Annotated in this window: 15 protein-coding genes; 11 read left to right on the top strand and 4 right to left on the bottom strand. The window is 62.0% G+C overall.

Features of this window, described 5'->3' with window-relative positions; all coding sequences use genetic code 11:
- The coding region (locus B3H64_RS04995; protein ID WP_286733460.1) for a hypothetical protein at positions 1-183 on the top strand (183 nt) is incomplete at its 5' end.
- A 36-nt stretch (positions 184-219) separates the two neighbouring features.
- Here B3H64_RS04995 and B3H64_RS05000 read toward each other — a convergent pair.
- The gene (locus B3H64_RS05000) at positions 220-1,008 is read right to left on the bottom strand and encodes a TIGR04255 family protein (protein WP_278893971.1); all 789 of its coding nucleotides are present in this window, start codon (positions 1,006-1,008) and stop codon (positions 220-222) included.
- 139 nt (positions 1,009-1,147) lie between these two features.
- Here B3H64_RS05000 and B3H64_RS05005 point away from each other — a divergent pair, with 139 nt between their 5' ends.
- Positions 1,148-1,696 (top strand): dipicolinate synthase subunit A N-terminal domain-containing protein, encoded by a 549-nt coding sequence (locus B3H64_RS05005; protein WP_286733465.1) that lies wholly within the window; start codon positions 1,148-1,150, stop codon positions 1,694-1,696.
- A gap of 21 nt (positions 1,697-1,717) precedes the next feature.
- Positions 1,718-3,295, top strand: coding sequence for a recombinase family protein (locus B3H64_RS05010; RefSeq protein ID WP_286733468.1), 1,578 nt, complete (start codon positions 1,718-1,720; stop codon positions 3,293-3,295).
- Between the two features lie 145 nt (positions 3,296-3,440).
- On the opposite strand, the gene B3H64_RS05015 is transcribed toward B3H64_RS05010, so the two are convergent.
- Positions 3,441-5,072, bottom strand: coding sequence for a PucR family transcriptional regulator (locus B3H64_RS05015; RefSeq protein WP_050617913.1), 1,632 nt, complete (start codon positions 5,070-5,072; stop codon positions 3,441-3,443).
- Positions 5,073-5,507: 435 nt separating this feature from the next.
- Between B3H64_RS05015 and B3H64_RS05020 the strand changes: the two genes are divergently transcribed.
- From B3H64_RS05020 to B3H64_RS05055, 8 genes are all read left to right on the top strand, one after another.
- Entirely contained in the window at positions 5,508-6,869 is a 1,362-nt protein-coding gene (locus B3H64_RS05020) for an SLC13 family permease (RefSeq protein ID WP_286733472.1), read from the top strand.
- A 91-nt stretch (positions 6,870-6,960) separates the two neighbouring features.
- Positions 6,961-8,136, top strand: a complete 1,176-nt coding sequence (locus tag B3H64_RS05025) for a 2-hydroxyacyl-CoA dehydratase subunit D (RefSeq protein ID WP_286733475.1) — start codon at positions 6,961-6,963, stop codon at positions 8,134-8,136.
- A complete protein-coding gene (locus B3H64_RS05030) occupies positions 8,129-9,463 on the top strand; it encodes a 2-hydroxyacyl-CoA dehydratase subunit D (RefSeq protein ID WP_286733477.1) in 1,335 nt (444 codons plus the stop codon). Before B3H64_RS05025 ends, B3H64_RS05030 begins: the two co-directional genes overlap by 8 nt.
- Before the next feature lie 64 nt (positions 9,464-9,527).
- On the top strand, positions 9,528-10,748 hold the full coding sequence (locus B3H64_RS05035) for a CaiB/BaiF CoA transferase family protein (protein ID WP_050617916.1): 1,221 nt from the start codon (positions 9,528-9,530) through the stop codon (positions 10,746-10,748).
- Positions 10,749-10,868: 120 nt separating this feature from the next.
- Positions 10,869-12,461, top strand: a complete 1,593-nt coding sequence (locus tag B3H64_RS05040; protein WP_050617917.1) for an AMP-binding protein — start codon at positions 10,869-10,871, stop codon at positions 12,459-12,461.
- 14 nt (positions 12,462-12,475) lie between these two features.
- Entirely contained in the window at positions 12,476-13,831 is a 1,356-nt protein-coding gene (locus B3H64_RS05045; protein ID WP_286733481.1) for an MATE family efflux transporter, read from the top strand.
- A 6-nt stretch (positions 13,832-13,837) separates the two neighbouring features.
- A complete protein-coding gene (locus B3H64_RS05050) occupies positions 13,838-14,377 on the top strand; it encodes an NAD(P)-dependent oxidoreductase (protein ID WP_238073995.1) in 540 nt (179 codons plus the stop codon).
- Positions 14,378-14,379: 2 nt separating this feature from the next.
- Positions 14,380-14,964, top strand: a complete 585-nt coding sequence (locus tag B3H64_RS05055) for a dipicolinate synthase subunit B (RefSeq protein ID WP_050617919.1) — start codon at positions 14,380-14,382, stop codon at positions 14,962-14,964.
- A gap of 89 nt (positions 14,965-15,053) precedes the next feature.
- Here B3H64_RS05055 and B3H64_RS05060 read toward each other — a convergent pair whose 3' ends face one another.
- Both B3H64_RS05060 and B3H64_RS05065 read right to left on the bottom strand, forming a co-directional pair.
- Positions 15,054-15,980 carry a glycyl-radical enzyme activating protein gene (locus B3H64_RS05060; protein ID WP_286733486.1) on the bottom strand — a complete coding sequence of 309 codons (927 nt, stop codon included), beginning with the start codon at positions 15,978-15,980 and terminating at the stop codon, positions 15,054-15,056.
- Positions 15,981-15,985: 5 nt separating this feature from the next.
- Positions 15,986-17,596: a PucR family transcriptional regulator gene (locus B3H64_RS05065; RefSeq protein ID WP_286733487.1), complete on the bottom strand. Its 1,611-nt coding sequence runs from the start codon at positions 17,594-17,596 to the stop codon at positions 15,986-15,988.
- Positions 17,597-17,780: the final 184 nt, after the last annotated feature.

Raw genomic sequence — 17,780 nt, forward strand, 5'->3', positions numbered from 1 at the left:
ACAGGTCCCTTATTTTACCTTATCGCAATTTTTATTCACACTCTGCGATTCAAAAAATCCCTGTTTGGCTGGAAAAGCTGCGCCGTACGGCGCAGCTTTTCCAGCCAAACAGGGATTTTTCACGTTTATGGCCGGCCCACTTTACCGGAATTCTTTGCCTGTACGGCAACCGGACTTTTCTAGACGTACACCGGTCAAATGCCCCGTTTGGTCTGGCAGTTATAGGGGATCAGGGCCCATAGCGGTGTGGAGGTCAGAGGTGACAGCCCCACGGAACAAGCGTACCGCATGTCCGTGGAGCCCCTCCAAGACAGCCGGGACCCGGTCGGCAGAGAGGCTTCCGGCAACGGAAAAATCCCCATCCAGGATAAATTTAATCTCCGGGTCCTTTTTGCCGCCACCCAGCAGACCGGGACCGGCGTGGAGCTTCAGACGCTGGCCTTCTGGAAGGGCCAGGTGGGCGTCCACCGAGGAGCGGCTGGCCGCCTGCTCGTCCACGTCCAGCTCGGCCAGGACCCCCAGGAAGGCGGGCTGGATGAGGGAGACCCAAGGGACGTCCTCCAGCCCCAGGGCCTTACGGGAGACGGCGTTGACGTACCGCAGACCGATGCGCTCAAAAAAAGCGGGCTGATAGAGCTGGATGAAGGAGGCCAGAGGCTTGTCCAGGCGCTGGGCAAAGTCCTCCCAGCAGTGGTAGCCCAGGGTGGACAGGGCGATGAAGTCTTTCGTCAGATTGAGCTTCCATAGGCCGTCAGCAGAGACGAAATTGTAGTTGGTCACAGGGGGCTGGGCCTCCAGCTTGGGGGCCGGACCGCCTGCGCCCACCACCCGGGGAGCGGGCTGTTCCTGCCGGACGGCGTAGCGGGGGAATTCGCGCCGGATGGCCTCCTGAAAAGCGGCGGGCTCCTGGCTGCCGATGGAGAGAATGGTGGGGAAGCGGAGCTGGCAGATGACCTCCACCAGCGGGCTTTTGGCATATTGATAGCGGTCGTAATGTCCGAAGAGCATGGTACCCGGCTCCTTCCGTGGAAAAATGACTCGATGAGCCTATTGTACCTGCTCTGCCAGAAGAAGTCAAACGGTGCGCACCCTTTTTTCTTCCTTGAATAGGATGGAACAGTCACGGAAACAACGGAGGGGAATGCCCATGAGACATGAACTGAATTTCTGGGTCGTCGGCGGAGATATGCGACAGGCCAAGCTGGCCGAACAGCTCAGCGACGACGGCCACACGGTACATACCTATGCCCTGGACCGGGCGCCGGAGCCTGTGCCTGACCCACAGGACAGCCTGGAGGACGCCGTTCTGGCCGACTGTGTGATCCTGCCGCTCCCCGCCGCAGGGGAGGGGGGGATGCTCAACGCCCCCATGTCGGGTCGGGAGACCGCCCTGGAGGAGGTTATGGACGCCCTGCGGCCGGGGCAGGTGGTCTGTGCGGGCCGGGTAACGCCGGAGCTGGAGGCCCTGGCAGAGCGGTACGAGCTCCGATTATACGACTACTTCGCCCGGGAAGAGCTGGCGGTGGCCAATGCGGTGCCCACCGCGTTTGCGGTGGGACACAGGACTGGGAACTGCAGCGGGGGCCGGCATGGAATCGGCCGGACCTCTCATATACTCCTACGGTGGAAAGAGCGCACGGCAGTCCCGGTGAACCGGATGCAGCATGGGAGGAGGCACGCCAGTGAAAACAGATAGAAAAGTATTTGGGAAAGCACAGTGTCCCACAGCGAGCGGGCGCCCCTGCGGGTAGCCGCTTACTGCCGCGTTTCCACCGATAAGGAGGATCAACTCAACTCCCTTGCCGCCCAGCGCCGATTCTTCCAGGAGTATATCGCTGACCATCCAGCATGGGCCTTTGCCGGCATCTTCGCGGACGAGGGGCTGTCTGGAACCTCGGTCAAGCGCCGTCCGCAGTTTGCGGAGCTGGTGCAGCGGGCGATGGCGGGTGGTATCGACCTGATCCTTACCAAAGAGGTCTCCCGTTTCGCCCGCAATACGGTAGATGCCCTTCAAATCACCCGGCAGCTCAAGGAGCGTGGTGTGGGGGTCCTCTTCCTCAACGACAACATTGACACCCGGGAGAACGACGGGGAATTCCGGCTGACGATCATGGCCAGCGTGGCCCAGGAAGAGAGCCGCAAGGTCTCGGAACGGACTCGCTGGGGACAGCTCCAGGCCATGAAGCGCGGGGTGGCGTTTGGAAACAACTCCCTATATGGCTATACTCTGAGCGACGGGCGGCTGACGATCCAGCCGGAACAGGCCGAGGTGGTGCGCGCCGTATACCGCAAATTCCTGACCGAGCGCAAGGGGAGCCACATCATTGCCCGGGAGCTGACGGAGAGCGGCGTGCGCCCCCCGCTGCGCTCCGGAGGGGCCTGGTCCTCTGCCATGGTGCTGCGCCTGCTGAAAAACGAAAAATACTGCGGCGATCTGCTGCAAAAGAAGTACCGCACCACAGACCACCTGACCCACCGGAAGATCGTCAACGACGGGGCGGAGGAGCAATTCTGCCTGCGGGACCACCACGAGGCCATCGTCAGCCGGAGCCAGTTTCAGGCTGTGCAGGAGGAGCTGGCGCGGCGTTCGCGCCTGACGGCGGACAGAAACCGTTTTTCCGCCCGCTACTGGTACTCGGGGAAAATCCGCTGCGGCGCCTGTGGGAGAAGCCTGACCTTGAAGCGGACCCGGCGTCCGGACGGGACTGAGTACCGGCGCTTTGTTTGCCGGGGACGGCTGGAGGGGAGTGGGGGCTGCCAGATGCGGGCGGTCCGCGCGGAGGAGCTCTTCGCCTGTACCCAGTATGTTCTGGAACGGCTGGCCCTGGACCGCAGGGCCATGCTGGAGGAGCTGCTGGGCGCATGGCGGGCCTGGCGGCAGCCGGACGGCACTCCGGAGAAGATTCGGCAGGCCCTCCGGCGCCAGGGAGCCCGAAGGGAGCGGGCGGTGGAGGCTTTTCTGGACGGAGACTTGGATCGTGCGGCCATGCATCGGGCGATCTCTCGATGTGAGGGGGAGATGCAGAGGCTGGAGGCGGAACTGGCGCAGTGGGAACGGAGTTCCGTAACGGAGGACGAGGCGGAGATCCGGGCCCGGCTGGAACGGGAGCTGGAGGACGGGGACGCCTTTCTGGATGAGGCGGTCCAGCGCGTCACGGTTTACCCGGAGGACCTCCTGGTGGAGGTGGCGGAACTCCCCGTCCGGTTTCGGGTCCGCGCTGAGGGGCGGGGAACGGGGGCGGAGTATACGGTCGCGGTGCGGGCGTGTCTGTCGGAGCCGAGGGAGCGGGAGTAATTGGGAAAGAAAGATGAGCGTGTGCGTGACGATCGCATTACGCGGAATCCTCGGGCTTTTGGTTCCATGCTGGGCACCAATTTCTATTATCCGGACCGGAGTACATTGAAAGCCGAACCCGCATGTGAACCCTGGGCATCCGCTTCTATACCGGGACGGAGTTGCTGGGGTAATCCTCCGAGCGGGTGCGTTTGAGGGTCAGGATATCCTCCTTACGGTAACGCGTCATGTACTCCAATACGTGATAGCTGAACAGAAGGCGCTCCCGCAGGATGGGGTCGTCCAGGCTGCCGCCGATGATCTCTTCGATCTTGCGGATTTTATACAGGGCCGTATTGCGGTGTATGTAAAGGGCCTTGGCTGTCTCGGTGGCGTTGCGCTCATGCAGCAGATAGGTATATAGAAAATCCAGCAGATTGCCGCCCGTCTTGTTGTCGTGCAGGAGCAGAGCTACGGTTTCGTTGTTGCACAGGTGGACCAGGTTCCGGCTGCCCAGCTTCTGGCGGGCGGATTCCGCCGCCAGCTCGATCATCTGGTACATGCTGTAGTCCTCATAGTATAAGATGCGCTGGCCGGGGTCCATCGCCCGGCCCAGACGCAGGGCATCTCTGGCCTGGTGGTAGACCGGGGGCAGGGAAGTAAGGAATTCCGAGGTATTCCCGATGGCGGCATACCCGTTATAGTGCTCCAGAATGGTCAGCAGCTTCTGCCGGTCAAAGGAGATGCGGCTGCCGCGCTTCGTCTTACGTACCACCATCAGGATCTCGCCGTGGTAGGTGGTGATGTTGCTGAAGGGAAAGACCTGTTCCAACTGGCTAATGATGTAGTTCCAGGGGATGGTGCTTCGGTCCTGGTCGGTGTCGAAAGCGACCACAATGACGTGGTAGTACCGGCGCACAGCCAACTGGATCTGCTTGAGCCGCTGCTCCAGCTCATCGGGGTCGGTCAGGCGGCATTCAATCAGGTCGGCCGCCAGGCTGCCGAAGGCGGCATTGCTGCCATAATCCACCCCCTGATTGCTGAACATGTATTCCGTCACATAACCGGCCAGGATAGAGCTCAGGTCCGAATAGCATCGGTTGGGCTCCGGTCCGTTCAGAATGATGCACAGCCGGGCAGCCAGGGTGTCCTGATAGCGGATAAGCCGGACGATGGTGTAGTTATGGCTGACCTGAGAGATGTACTCGACAAACTCACCATAGGTTCCGCGCCGGACCGGTGTCTCACGGCGTACGGCCTGGATGGTATCGAAGGACTGATACCCATTGTCCCGGAGCTCGTCGGCGGTAGGGTCCTGGACCATGGGGCAGTAGACCGAAGCGATGTGCTTGTAGCCGGTGTTGACCAGCAGGATGGTGGCGTGCAGCTCAGAAGAGGCCCTTTGGAGCAGTTCCTGAAGCCCGGCGTTGTTGTAGACCACCTCGTGAAGGCTGGAGTCCCAGGCGATAAAACGGTGGACATGCTCCTGGACACAGTTGTAAAGCTCCAGCAGAGGCAGGTTGGTCTCAATCAGCGTAAGCACATCTGGAAGCATTTCGGCCCCGCACCTGCCGCTGGAAACGATCAGAAGGCATTCCTGAGGCAGCCTGCCGCAGGCGAGGGCATGTGTCACCGCCTGCGCTGTGCCGATATACAGACACTCGGCACGCAGGACGGATTCCCCCTGATCCAGCAGCTTGATGCCTCCCTCGCAGTGCGGCTCCGCGGCCCCGGGGCGGACGTCCAAAACGGCATCCCCGAGCCAATACGACAACATGGCGGGTGTATACAGGCCCATGCGACATCACTCCATCCCAAGCAAAATGATAAATGTGCATATTGCACATGAATAGGATGCGAAATTTGTGTGCTCCGCAGTGTAAAGGGCGCTTGACAACTCTATTATAGAGCAAATCTAAAAAATAGCAAGCAAATATTCAAAAATATTGCAAAAACTGCTATAAAAGTGGGCAAAATTCATAGTCGAGGCCTGGGAAGCCGTTATGTGCAAGATGAACATATGTTGACGCTCGTTTTTATGCAGGCCACATCTACCCAAGTGGTTGTATGGTGTGATAAGGTAAAGGTGCACAAAAAAATAACGTGTATGCGGAGAAAATTTGAAGATGGAGGGAGGTTCGGAGCAATTCACAAGCCGGCCCATATGTTCTGGAATTGATGGAGAGAAGAGCCCATTTTTGAAAGAGAAATTGAGGAAGGAAGTGCTATTATCATGTTATCCGCAGTTGGTTTCATTCTGGTCATCGCCATGGTGGTCCTGATTATCTGGGGCAAGGTAGCCCTGCCCCCCATCCTTGTCATTCTGCCTACCATCGCTGTCATCATCCTGGGCCTGATGGGCTATCTGGTGCCCCCCAAGGCCGAGGTGGCCGCTCCCATGGACCTGCTCATGTGCCTCAAGACCCTCCAGGGCTATCTGAGCACCGGCTTGAACAGCACGCTGAACACCGCCGCCCTGTTCACCTTTGCCGTGGTGTTCTTCAACGTGCTGGGCGACGCGGGCATGTTTGACTTCATCGTGTCCAAGGTCATGAAATACATCGGCAACAACGTCAGCATGATTCTGCTGATGACCTGCCTGCTGACCGCCATCTCCCACCTGGACGGCTCCGGCGCCACCACCTGGCTGATCACCGCGCCCACCATGCTTCCCCTGTTCAAGAAAATGCGCATCAGCCCCATCATTCTGCTGACCTATGTGGCTCTGGTTTCCGGCGTGGAGAACATGCTGCCCTGGACCTCGGCCCTGGCCCGCGTTTCCGCCTCCACCGGCGTGGAGGCCCGCGAGATCTGGACCGCTCTGCTGCCCACCCAGGTCGTGGGCCTGGTGTTGCTGTTCGCTTCCGTCTTCATCGTGGGCCCCATCCTGAAAAAGCGCGGCTGCGGCATGACCGATGAGGAATTCGCCGAGCTGAAATCCGGCATGCTCAAGCTCAATGACCCTGTGCTGAAGGTCAGCAAGGGCGTGCTGTTCTTTGATATGGCCTTCCTGGTGGTGCTGGTGGTCTGCCTGCTGATGGGCTGGATCAACACCAATGTGGCCTTTATGATTGGCCTGTCCATCGCTTTGATCGTCAACTGCAAGGACGCCAAGGAGATGACCTCCCAGATCAAAAAACACGGCTCCAACGCCCTGAACATGGTCATGATTATCTTTTCCATCGGCATGCTGGTGGGAGTCATGAAGGATTCCGGCATGATGAACGCCATGACCGACACCCTGATGAGCCTGGTTCCCGCGTCCATGGGCACCCACCTGACCTTCATCATCGCCCTGCTGTCCGTGCCCCTGTCCATGGCCGTGGGTTCCGACACCCTGTACATGGTCATGGCCCCCATCTTCGGCAACATGGCGATTGCCTATGGCGGCACCATGCTGGCCGGCGCCGCCGCCTGCACCGTGGGCGCCTGTGTGGCTGTCAACCTGTGCCTGGTGGCCCCCACTCCCTACCTGGCCCTTGGCCTGTGCGGCGTGGAGATGAAGGACAACCTGAAGTACTGCTTCCTGCCTACCTGGGGCCTGGGCATCTTTCTGGCCATCGTGGGCGGCCTTTCCGGAGCCTTCCCCTTCTAAGAGAAGCAACCCGGCCCCTTCCGGCCGCCGCCCCCGGGCCGGCGGCTGGGGGCGGGCCCATCGAGGATATTAAAGAAGGAAGTGATGTCTTATGAGCATCCGTGAATGCGCACTGCGAAGCCAGGCCTTTGCCGCGCTGAAGGATGTCTACGACCACCGGGAGACCGTGGCCGCCCGGTGGCGCGCCGATGGAGGAAAGGTGGTCGGGGAGCTGGGCTGCGATGTTCCGGACGAGTTCATACTGGCCGCCGGCATGCTGCCGGTGCGGGTCTACGCCGAAGTGGGAAAGCCCCTGGTGGAGACCGACAAGTATCTGGAATACGCCTTCGACCCGGTGGTCCGGGCCCAGTTTGAAAAGATCGTGGACGGGACCTATGACCGCCAGATCGATGCCCTGGCCATCTCCAACAGCACCGATGTCATCATCCGTATCTATCTGTACCTGCGAGAGCTGTGCCGGGTGGAGCCGGAAAAGCCGGTGCCGCCGGTGGAGTTCATCGATTGGTTGTTTACCCGCAACCGTCTGCACCAGGTCCGCAACGAGCAGACCTTGGAGCTGTTCCGCCAGACGGTGGAGCGGTGGGCAGGCCGGGCCATCACCGATGAAGAGATCGCCGCCGCCGGAGCCATCTGCAATGAAAACCGGCAAGCTCTGCGGGAAATGGCCGCCTTGCGCCGGTGTGCGCAGCCCCGAATCACCGGCAGCGAGGCCTTGGTCATCATCGGCAGCGCCTTCTTCATGGAGCGCTCCGCCCATACCGCTCTGGTAAGACAGGTGGTGACCGACGCCCAAAGCTGGCCTGTCCTCCACGGCCCGCGGGTGTTCTTCACCGGCAGCAACCAGGAGGATACCGCCCTGTATGAACAGATTGAGGCGGCCGGCGCCGTCATCGTGGGCGAGGACCACGACTGGGGCGATCGTTGGTATGACCGGAACTACAACTCCGAGTACTCCCCCGTTCGTGCGGTGGTGGACCGGTACATGCTGCGGGAATTCAGCAGCAAAAAAGCCTTCGTCAGCCAGCGGGTGGCCGCGCTGGACCGGGAAGTGGACGCCTCTGCCGCCCAGGCCGTGGTGTTCTATACCAACATCTACGAGGAGGCCGCGAGCTGGGACTATCCCAGCCAGAAGAAGAGTCTGGAGAGCCGGGGCATCCCCACCGCCTGCTTTGCCAAGATGGCCTGGCCTGCCCACCGCAACGAGGGACTAGAGGGGCGGTTCAGAGCCTTTGTCTCCACACTGAAAGGAGGTGCCAGCCGTGGCTGACGGAAAGAAAATGGCGGAGTCCCAGTCCACCGCCGTCAAAAAGCTGAAGGCCACGGCCGCCGCCGGAGCCCATCAAAAGGAGTGGTTTACCGGGCTGAAGGCACGGGTGGAGGCGGGCGAGGACTTCGGTTACCTCAACGCCGACGTACCCATGGAGGTCCTGCGGGCCATGGACATCCCCTTTGTGGTCAATCAGTGGTGGGCCGCCATCTGCGGAGCCAAGCGCATGACCAAAAAGTATTACGGCCTGCTGCGGGAGGCCGGCTACCGGGATGACCTGTGCTCCTACTGTGCCACCGCCTTTGCCGAGAGCCTGGACCCCGACGACCACAAGATGGACGCCGAGGGCAGGCCTCTGGGGCCCTGGGGCGGTCTGCCCGACCCCACCATCGCCATCACCCGGCTGACCTGCGACTGTCAGAGCAAGATCTTTGAACTTTTTGCACAGAATCACGGGGCCAGCTTCTACGCCATGGAGAATACCGTGGCTCGGAAGACCCCCCTGAAGTGGTTTGAGCTGGCCCCCGACCGCTGGGAGGAGCTCTACGACACCGACCGCCTGGATACCGCCGTGGAGGAGCTTAAGGAGCTCATCCGCTTCCTGGAGATGAAGACCGGGAAGATGTTCGACATCAACAAGCTCGAGCATGTGATGAACCTTATCAACGAGCAGGAGATGTGGTACAAAAAGACCCGGGACCTCATCGCCGCCTGCCATCCCGTGCCCGTCACCGTGGTGGACACCATCAACGCCGTGATGCAGGCCCAGTGGCAGCGGGGTACCCAATGGGCCGCCGACCATGCCAAAAGCCTGTATGAGGAGGTCAAGGCTCTGGCCGACAAGGGCGAGGCCGCCGTGCCCAACGAGAAATACCGCCTGATGTGGATTGGACGGGGCATCTGGCACGATTTCAGCTTCTATCAGCGCTTTGAGCAGAAGTACGGCGCGGTATTCATGTGGAGCATGTATCTGGCCATGGGGGCGGACGCCTACATCCGCAACCACGTCGAGGCCGATCCCCTACGGGCCCTGGCCGCCCGTTATATCGGCATGGAGGACTTTCTCCACATGCCGCCCTGGAACAGCCAGTGGTATCTCCAGCAGGCCGCCCAGAACGATATCGACGGCGTGGTCTACATGGTGCCGGAGAACTGCATGCAGGCGGTGGAAGGCAGCTACTTCATCAAAAAGGCCCTGGAGGACGCAGGCATCCCGGTGCTCATCTTCAAGGCCGACCCAGTGGACGCCCGTAAGTGGAACGCCGACACCATGACCGGGCTGGTGGAGGAGTTTATCGAGCAGCGGGTCATCCCCAATAAAAAATGAACTGGTTCATATGAATGTGTTCACAAATGCAAAAAACGGTATTATAATATAGGAGGTACTTACTATGGCTTGCAGAGGACCGCTTTCCGGTTACCGCGTTTTGGATATGACCCAGTTTGAGTCCGGCACTGTGTGCACCGAGACCCTGGCTTGGCTGGGGGCCGACGTATTCAAGGTGGAGCGCCCGGTGAAGGGGGAATTGGGCCGTTATTCCCAGGCCAATCCGGGCGTGGACAGCTACGGCTTTTTGGTGATGAACATGAACAAAAAGTCCATCACCTGCAACGCCAAGGCCCCTGAGGGCCTGGATCTGCTCAGGCGCCTGGTGGCTAAATGCGATGTCGTCGTGGAGAATATGGGGCCCGGCTCCATGGACAACCTGGGGCTGACCTATGAGGCGTGCCGGGAGATCAACCCGAAGATCGTCTATGCCAGCCTGAAGGGCTTCGCGCAGGACGGCCCCTACGCCGACTACCCAGCCTTCGACCCCATCGCCACCCACACCGGCGTCATGGTCTCCGCCACCGGTCTGCCCGAGCAACCCATCAAGTGCGGCATCTCGGTGGCCGACTCCGGCACCGGCATCACCCTGGCCATGAGCATCATCGCCGCCCTGCTCCAGCGGGAGCGGGAGGGGATCGGCCAGCGGGTAGACGTGGCCATGCAGGACTTTATGATCGGTCTGAGCCGTTCCCAGTGGGAGCCCTACCTCAACAACGGAAAGCCCAACCGCCGGGTGGCCAACGGGATGCCCCTGGAGGATGTGGCCCCGTCGGACACGTATCCCTGCAAGCCTTTCGGGCCCAACGACTATGTGCACATCTACTGCTCCCGCCACCCCGGCAGCAAGCAGTGGGACAATCTGTGCGATGTCATCGGGCGGCCCGACCTGAAGCAGGACGTCTGCCCCGAGATGGCTACGCCCCGCTCCCGGTACGAGCACCGGGAGATCTGCGACAGTGCCATCAAGGACTGGCTGAAGGACTATGACAAAATCACCGCCATGGATATCCTGTGCAAGGCGGACATCCCTGCCGGCGCATTGCTGGACTGCGCCGACATCACCAACGATCCCCAATATCTGGAGCGGGGCATGATCGTGGAGATCGAACATCCCGAGCGGGGCAAGGTGAAGGTGCCCGGCTTCGCGCCAAGACTCAGCGAGAATCACGTGGAGTACCAGTGCAGCCCGGCGCTGGGCGGCAGCAACCAGGAAGTCTATGGGGGGCTGTTGGGCCTGTCTGGTGAGGAACTGGACGCATTGAAGGAGAAAAAGGTCATCTGACCGTGCCAGAGGGCATGCCGCCAGACCGGCGCGCCGCCGTCGCTCCCTGCTCTGGAGCGGGGCGGCGCGCCGGTCTTTTGTGCCGGATACGGGGAAAAGGGAGAGAAAGACGTGAGGAACATGCTGCCATTGGAAGACCTGACCGTGGGAGGGCTGCTGCGGCGGACGGCCCGGCGGTTTCCGGACCGGCCGGCCCTGGAGTACCGGGGCCGGGTGTGGAGCTATGCCGCACTGGACGGGGAGGTGGATCGGACGGCCCGGCGGCTGCTGGGCTGGGGTGTGGACAAAGGGGACCACCTGGCTCTCTGGTGCGAGGCGGAGCCCAACGCGATCGTGCTGCTGTATGCGGCGAGCCGCATCGGCGCAGTCACCGCGCTGCTGAACACCAGCCTGGGGCGGACGGAGCTCAAAACACTTCTGGAGCGCAGCGACATCCGGTATCTGGTGATCGGAGATGGCTATAAAGAGCTGGACTACCCCGCGCTTTGCCGGGGCCTGACGGAGGAGTTGTCCGGACTGAAGGCGGTCCTCTACGCGGGGCAGCGGGGCTGCGGCGGGTATGCGGCCCTGGAGGATCTGGAGGAAGGTATGGCCTCGGAGGAGGTGCTGGCTGGGGCAGAGGTCCGGGTGCGGCCGGAGGACACCGCCTTTCTCCTCTATACCAGCGGTACCACCAGCGTCCCCAAGGCGGTACTGGGCAGCCACTACAGCCGGGTCAACAGCGGTATCCAGCAGGCCAACGACCTGGGGGCCACCCAGGCCGACCGCTTCTGCGTGGCTATGCCCATCTTCCACTGCTTCTGCCTGTCTGTGAATGTGATGGCGGCCTGCGCGGTCGGCGCCTGCCTGTATTTGCCGGAATCCCGGCGGACTGCCGCCCTGCTGGAGGCGGTGAGTCAGGGACGCTGCACCGTCATGAGCAGCGTCCCAGCCCTGTATCACGCCATGCTTTGCCGCCCCGACTTTGACACCTGGGACATCTCCACCCTACGGACCGGCTTCATCGGTGGCAGTCAGTATCCGCCCCGGCTTTTTCGGGAAATCAACGACCGCTTCGGATTTACGCTGCTGTCTAGCTTAGGGCAGACCGAGGCCACCGCCGGCATCACCACCGCCGCCCTGGGTGATTCTCTGGAGGTGCGGGCCACCACGGTAGGACACTTTATGGACCACCTAGAGGGGAAAATCGTCTGTCCCCGCACCGGGGCGCAGCAGCCCGCGGGGCAGATGGGAGAGATCTGCGTGCGGGGCTACGCCGTTATGCAGGGCTATTACCGCCAGCCGGAGTGCACCGCCCGGACTATAGACGCCGACGGTTGGCTCCACACCGGGGATATGGGGTATCTGGACGGCGATGGGAACGTGCATCTGACCGGCCGTCTGAAGGAACTCATCATCCGGGGCGGCGAGAACATCAGCCCGGCGGAGGTGGAGGCAGTGCTGGCCGGAGACGACCGCGTAGAGACCTGCAAGGCGGTGGGCGTGCCCGACCCCCACTACGGGGAGGTGGTCTGCCTGTGCGTGGTATGCCGCAAGGGGGCCCGCTGCACAGAGGCGGAACTGAAGACGGAGCTGAAAGCCGGCCTGGCCGACTTCAAGGTGCCCCAGTACATCCTGTTTTTGGAACGCCTGCCTGAGACCCTGACCGGAAAGGTCCGGGTGCAGGAGCTCAAGGACCTGGCGCGGGAGACCCTGGGCCTGACCTCGGACTGAAAGGGGGGAGGAACATGGCGCTGTTCGTCCGGGACCGGAGCTTTTATCGGAAGATCTTGCTCCTCGGCGGGCCCATCTCGGCCCAGCAGATCATTACGGTGGGGGTCAATATGATGGACACCGTGATGCTGGGACAGTTGGATGAGACGGCTCTCTCCGCCAGTTCCATGGCCGCCCAGGTCCACAACCTGTTCCATTTCATGTGCATGGGGTTGGGGATGGGGGCCAGCGTGCTCATCGCCCGGTACTGGGGCGCGGAGGAGCACGCCAGCCTGCGCAAGACCCTGGTGCTGATGTACCGCTTCTGCCTGCTGACGGCGCTGGTGTTCACGGCGGCGGTGGCGGCGGCTCCGGCGGGCATCATGGGACTGCTGACGCCGGACGGAGAGGTGGTGGCCGAGGGCGTGCGCTACCTGCGCTGGGCACTGCCCTGCTTTTTCTTCTATGGCTTATCCATGACCACCACCATCGTCCTGCGGAACACCGGACAGATGCACATTCCGCTGCTCACAGCGGTGGGGGCCTTCTTCCTCAATATCTTTTTCAACTGGATGTTTATTTTCGGCAAGTTGGGGGCCCCCGCCATGGGGGTGGCGGGGGCGGCTCTGGGTACCCTCATCAGCCGGGCCTTTGAATTTGCCGTCATCTGCGGCTATTTCCTCCTGCGGGACCGGAAGCTCCGGTTCCGGGTCCGGGACCTGCTGCTGCCCTGCGGCGACCTGTTGCCGGAGTATCTGCGTATCTCCCTACCCGTGCTGGTCAGTGACACCCTGCTGGGACTGGGAAACAGCATGACCATGGCGGTGGCCGGTCATATCGGCCGGACCTTTATGTCGGCCAACACCATTACCAGCGTCGCCCAGCAGATTACCACCGTATTCACAGCGGGGTTGGGGCAGGCGGCGGTCATCATTACCGGAAACACCCTGGGCCTTGGCGAGATGGAGAAGGCCCAGCGGCAGGGCGTGACCTTTGCGGTGCTGGGGGTCCTTCTGGGCGGGCTGTGCGGCGGGATCATTGTGGCGGTCAGCCCTCTGGTGGTGGGAAGCTACCAGATCACGGCGGAGACCCACGCCGTGGCGATGGAGCTGATGAACGCGGTGGGAGTGATAACGGTGTTTATGGCCGTCAGTTCCATCCTGACCAAGGGGGTGCTCCGGGGTGGAGGCGACACCCGTTTCTTGATGGTTGCCGACGTGTGTTTCCTCTGGGTGGTCAGCGTACCGCTGGGGGCCGGGGCGGGCCTGGTGTGGGAGTGGCCGCCCTTCTGGATCTTTTTCTGCCTGCGCATCGACCACGTTATCAAGGCGGTGTGGTGTATCTTCCGCCTGCGGAGCGGTAAGTGGATCAAGAGAATCCGGGCGGTTTAGGCTCGAGTGAAAAAAGGCAGCGGCGTAGCCGCTGCCTTTTTTCTGTGTCCGACCGCCAATGCGGTGCCCACCGCAGAGGGGGCCGTGCAGATCGCCATGGAGGAGCTGCCCATCACTCTACATCGGGCCCGGGTGCTGGTGCTGGGCTTTGGGCGGCTGGGCAAGCTGGCGGCCCACCGCTTCGCCGCCTTGGGGGCCAAGGTCAGCGTAGCGGCCCGAAAGTGGGCCGATCTGGCCTGGGCGGAGGCCTACGGCTACGGGGCGGAGCGCATCGACCAACTGGGAGGCTGGCTGTGCGCCTATGATTTGGTAATCAACACAGTGCCCGGCCGGGTGCTGGGCGCCGGCTACCTGGCCGACCTGAAGCCCGGCTGTCTGGTGGTGGACCTGGCCTCCAAGCCCGGGGGGGTGGACCTGGAGGCGGCGTCCCAAATGGGGGTCCGGGTGATCTGGGCCCTGTCACTGCCGGGCAAGGTGGCTCCCGTCACAGCGGGCCGGGCCATACGGGACACGATCTATCACATTTTGCATGAGTTAGGAGTATGACTATGGAACACCTGCGCGTGGGCTTTGCCTTCTGCGGCTCCTTTTGTACTTATGACAAGGCCATGGCGGCGCTGGAGCAGGTACGGGCCCGCTACGGGGACGTGACGCCCATCGTCTCGGAAAGAAGCGCCGATACCGACACCCGCTTCGGGGAGGCCCATGAGTTTATGCGGGAGATGGAGCGCATCTGCGACAAGCGGGTGATCGATTCCATCCCCAAGGCGGAGCCCATCGGCCCGCAAAAACTGCTGGATGTGCTGGTCATCGCCCCCTGCACGGGCAGTACCCTGGCCCGGCTGGCCAACGGCTTTAGCGACACGGCGGTGACCATGGCGGCCAAGGCGATGTGGCGCAACGGCCGCCCCGTGGTGCTGGCCGTGAGCACCAACGACGGACTGGGCGCGTCGGCCAAGAACATCGGCGCGCTGCTGGAGAAAAAGTACGTATACTTTGTCCCCTACGGACAGGATGATCCGGAGAAGAAACCCACCTCCCTGGTGGCCGACTTCACCCGAATCCCGGATACCATCGACGCGGCGCTTGAGGGCAGGCAGCTTCAGCCCCTGCTGCTGGCCGCCGGGTGTTGAGAAAGCGCAAAAAGGCCGTGGACGGCGTACGCCGTCCACGGCCTTTTTGCTGCGCCGCCAAGGGCGCCTTCCCCTTTTTCACCGCCGATCTACTTCACCACAAAGCCGTATCCGCGCAGGATATCCCGCAGAAGCTCCACCTCCTCCTGGGAGGGGGTACGGCTGGTGAAGCCCTCGGTGCCGGGCTCAAGCTGTTCCCGCTTGCCCTCCCCCAGGTTGTGGTAGGGCAGCAGGTTGATCTCACTGCACCGGATGGCCTTTTCGGTCAAAAAACGGCCCAAAGCGTGCAGGTTTTCCGCACGGTCATTACAGGGCGGGATGACCGGGCAGCGGACGATGATGGTGCAGTCCGTCCGGCGGGAAATGTGCTCCAGATTGGCTAGAATCAACTCATTTCCCTGGCCGGTGTACGCCCGGTGCCAGGCGGAATCCATGTGCTTTATATCGTAGAGAACGATATCGGTGTGGGCGAGGACCGGTCCCATGACCGCCCAGGGCACCGCACCGCAGGTCTCCACGGCGGTGGTAATGCCCGCCTGCCGGCACAGCTCTGTCAGGGCCCCGGTGAATTGTGGGTGCGCCAGGGCCTCGCCGCCAGTGACGGTAAGCCCGCCGTCCGTGCCGTAAAAGAGCCGGTCTCCGGCCACCTCGTCAAAGGCTTCGCCCGCTGTCATGGTATGGCCCATGATGCTGCGGGCCTCGGTGGGACAGTCATCCACACAGCGGCCGCAGGCGGTGCAGAGCGTGCGGTCGGTGTGGACCCGGTCGGGGCGGTCCGTCCGGCGGGAGACCGCCTTTTGGGGACAGGTCTGGATGCATTGGCCGCAGCCGGTGCACTTGTCCGCAAGGTACATGAGCTGGGGCGCCCCGGCCTGGGACTCCGGGTTGGCGCACCACAGGCACCGCAGGGGGCAGCCCTTGACAAACACATTGGTCCGGATGCCGGGCCCGTCGTGGATGCAGTAGTGCTGGATGTTGAACACGGTGCCGGTGACAGCTCTGAGAGCTTCCGTCATGGAGGTCATTCCTTTCCTTCCTGTGGAGGCGAAGCGGCCAGTCGCTTGCCCAGATTAATTTTGGCGTAGCGGTCGTAATACCGCAGAATCTTACAGGAGAAGACCATGCGCTGCTGGATTTCGCCGTTGGTCAGGTCGGCTTTGGACAGCTCCTGCAGCTTGGCCAGCCGGGCGGAGAAGGTGTTGCGGTGCATATAGGCAGCCCGGGCGGCCTGGGAGACGCTGCAGTTATTGAGGCAGTAATAGTAGAGCACGTCCAGCAGATTGGATTTGTGGGCCAGATCGTAGCGATAGAGTTTCACTGCGTCGGGGTGCGTCAGATAAATGATATCGTCATGGCCCAACAGGGCACTGAAGCTGCTGATGCACAGGTCGATGGCAATGTACTCGGCGTAGTCCTCAAAAAAGAAGATGCGTTCCTTTTCGCATGAGCGCAGGGCCCGTCCCAGTTGCAGAACGCTTTTGGTCAGCAGATAGTTGGTGCGCAGCATGGCGCGGCGGCTGGTGGCGTTGCTGATGGCGGCAAAGGCGTCGTAGCGGGTCAGCAGATCCCGGAGCTGTTCCCGATCAAAAATGGGGGCGGGCTGGAAATCCCGGCCCGGCCGGCTGAGCAGCAGTACGATCCCGCCGTCATAGAGGGCGGCGTTGCTCTCGGGAAAGATGGCCTCCAACTGTGCCAAAAGGGAGGTCGGAGAGACCGGCAAAGCGCCGGGAGCGGTGGGCTCCACAATAATAAAGCTGCAAAACTGCTGGGGGATGCGGGAGATTAGGGAGAAGCGGCGGCTGATCTCATCCTCGCCCGTGAGCTTGCCGGTGAGCAGATCGGTAAGGAGCGTCTTGAAATCGGCGCCCGCCCAATAGGCGCCTTTCTCCGCGGCGGCCACCCGGCTGACATTGTCCTGCACCAGATCCAGCAGGGTGCAGGCGTCACCGTCGCACCAGTCGCGGGGGGTAAAGAGCAGCATGCGGGAGATCAGACTGTCATCCTGAAGGACCCGGCGTGACCAGCACCTGCCCTCGCTGCCCATGACCCGGCAGAGCGGGACGGCGGAATCGGTCCGCCCTTCTTCCAGCAGGTCCCGGGCGGTATTGGGGGAGAGCAGGCCCCGTTCCAGCATCTCCCGGGCGGGCGCACTGTCCAGACAGGCTCTCCCACCCAAATAGACCGCGCGGCAGCCGGCATTCAGCAGGAACAGGGCCCCGCCCGCCAGCTCCGCCGCTGTGTCCACCACATCCTGGATGCTGTGGCGGCGTCCGACAGCGCGCAGCAGGAGAACGTTCCACTCCTGGTGGCGGCGCAGCACGGCGGACAGCCGTTCATGGAGGTCCAGCAGCTCCAGACGGGTGATCACCAGGTTGACCGAGCGGGACTCTGCCAGAGAAAGCAGCCCCGCGGCGTCGCCGGCGGCAAAAAAAGTGACGCCGGACAGGTCTCCGGATATCTCCAGAAAGGAGCGGATCTCTGCCCCTTCGCCCAGCCACAATACGGTGGGATCGGGTCCCTCCCAGTGGCGGACAAACCGGACTGCCCGTATCTGAGGCAGGCTCGCCCTGACGGCCGGCCGGGCCAGAAGGTATCCCTGCAGCGGCTGTATCCAGTATTCCAGTTGCGACATGGAACTCCCCCGCCTCTGTACCATTTATACATTTATGAACAGGTTCATTATAGCAAATCCTGTGCGAAATGTCATCCGGTTTTTATGGAGTTCCAAAGTTTGTGCATAGGTGCTGAACAGGTTCATCAAAAATGGCGTTCATGCACAGGAATCCGGTCCGGGCGCTGGACGACTGTTGCGGAGA

The sequence above is a fragment of the Intestinimonas sp. UBA1698 genome (assembly GCF_002320075.1).
Taxonomy (GTDB): Bacteria; Bacillota; Clostridia; order Oscillospirales; family Oscillospiraceae; genus Intestinimonas; species Intestinimonas massiliensis.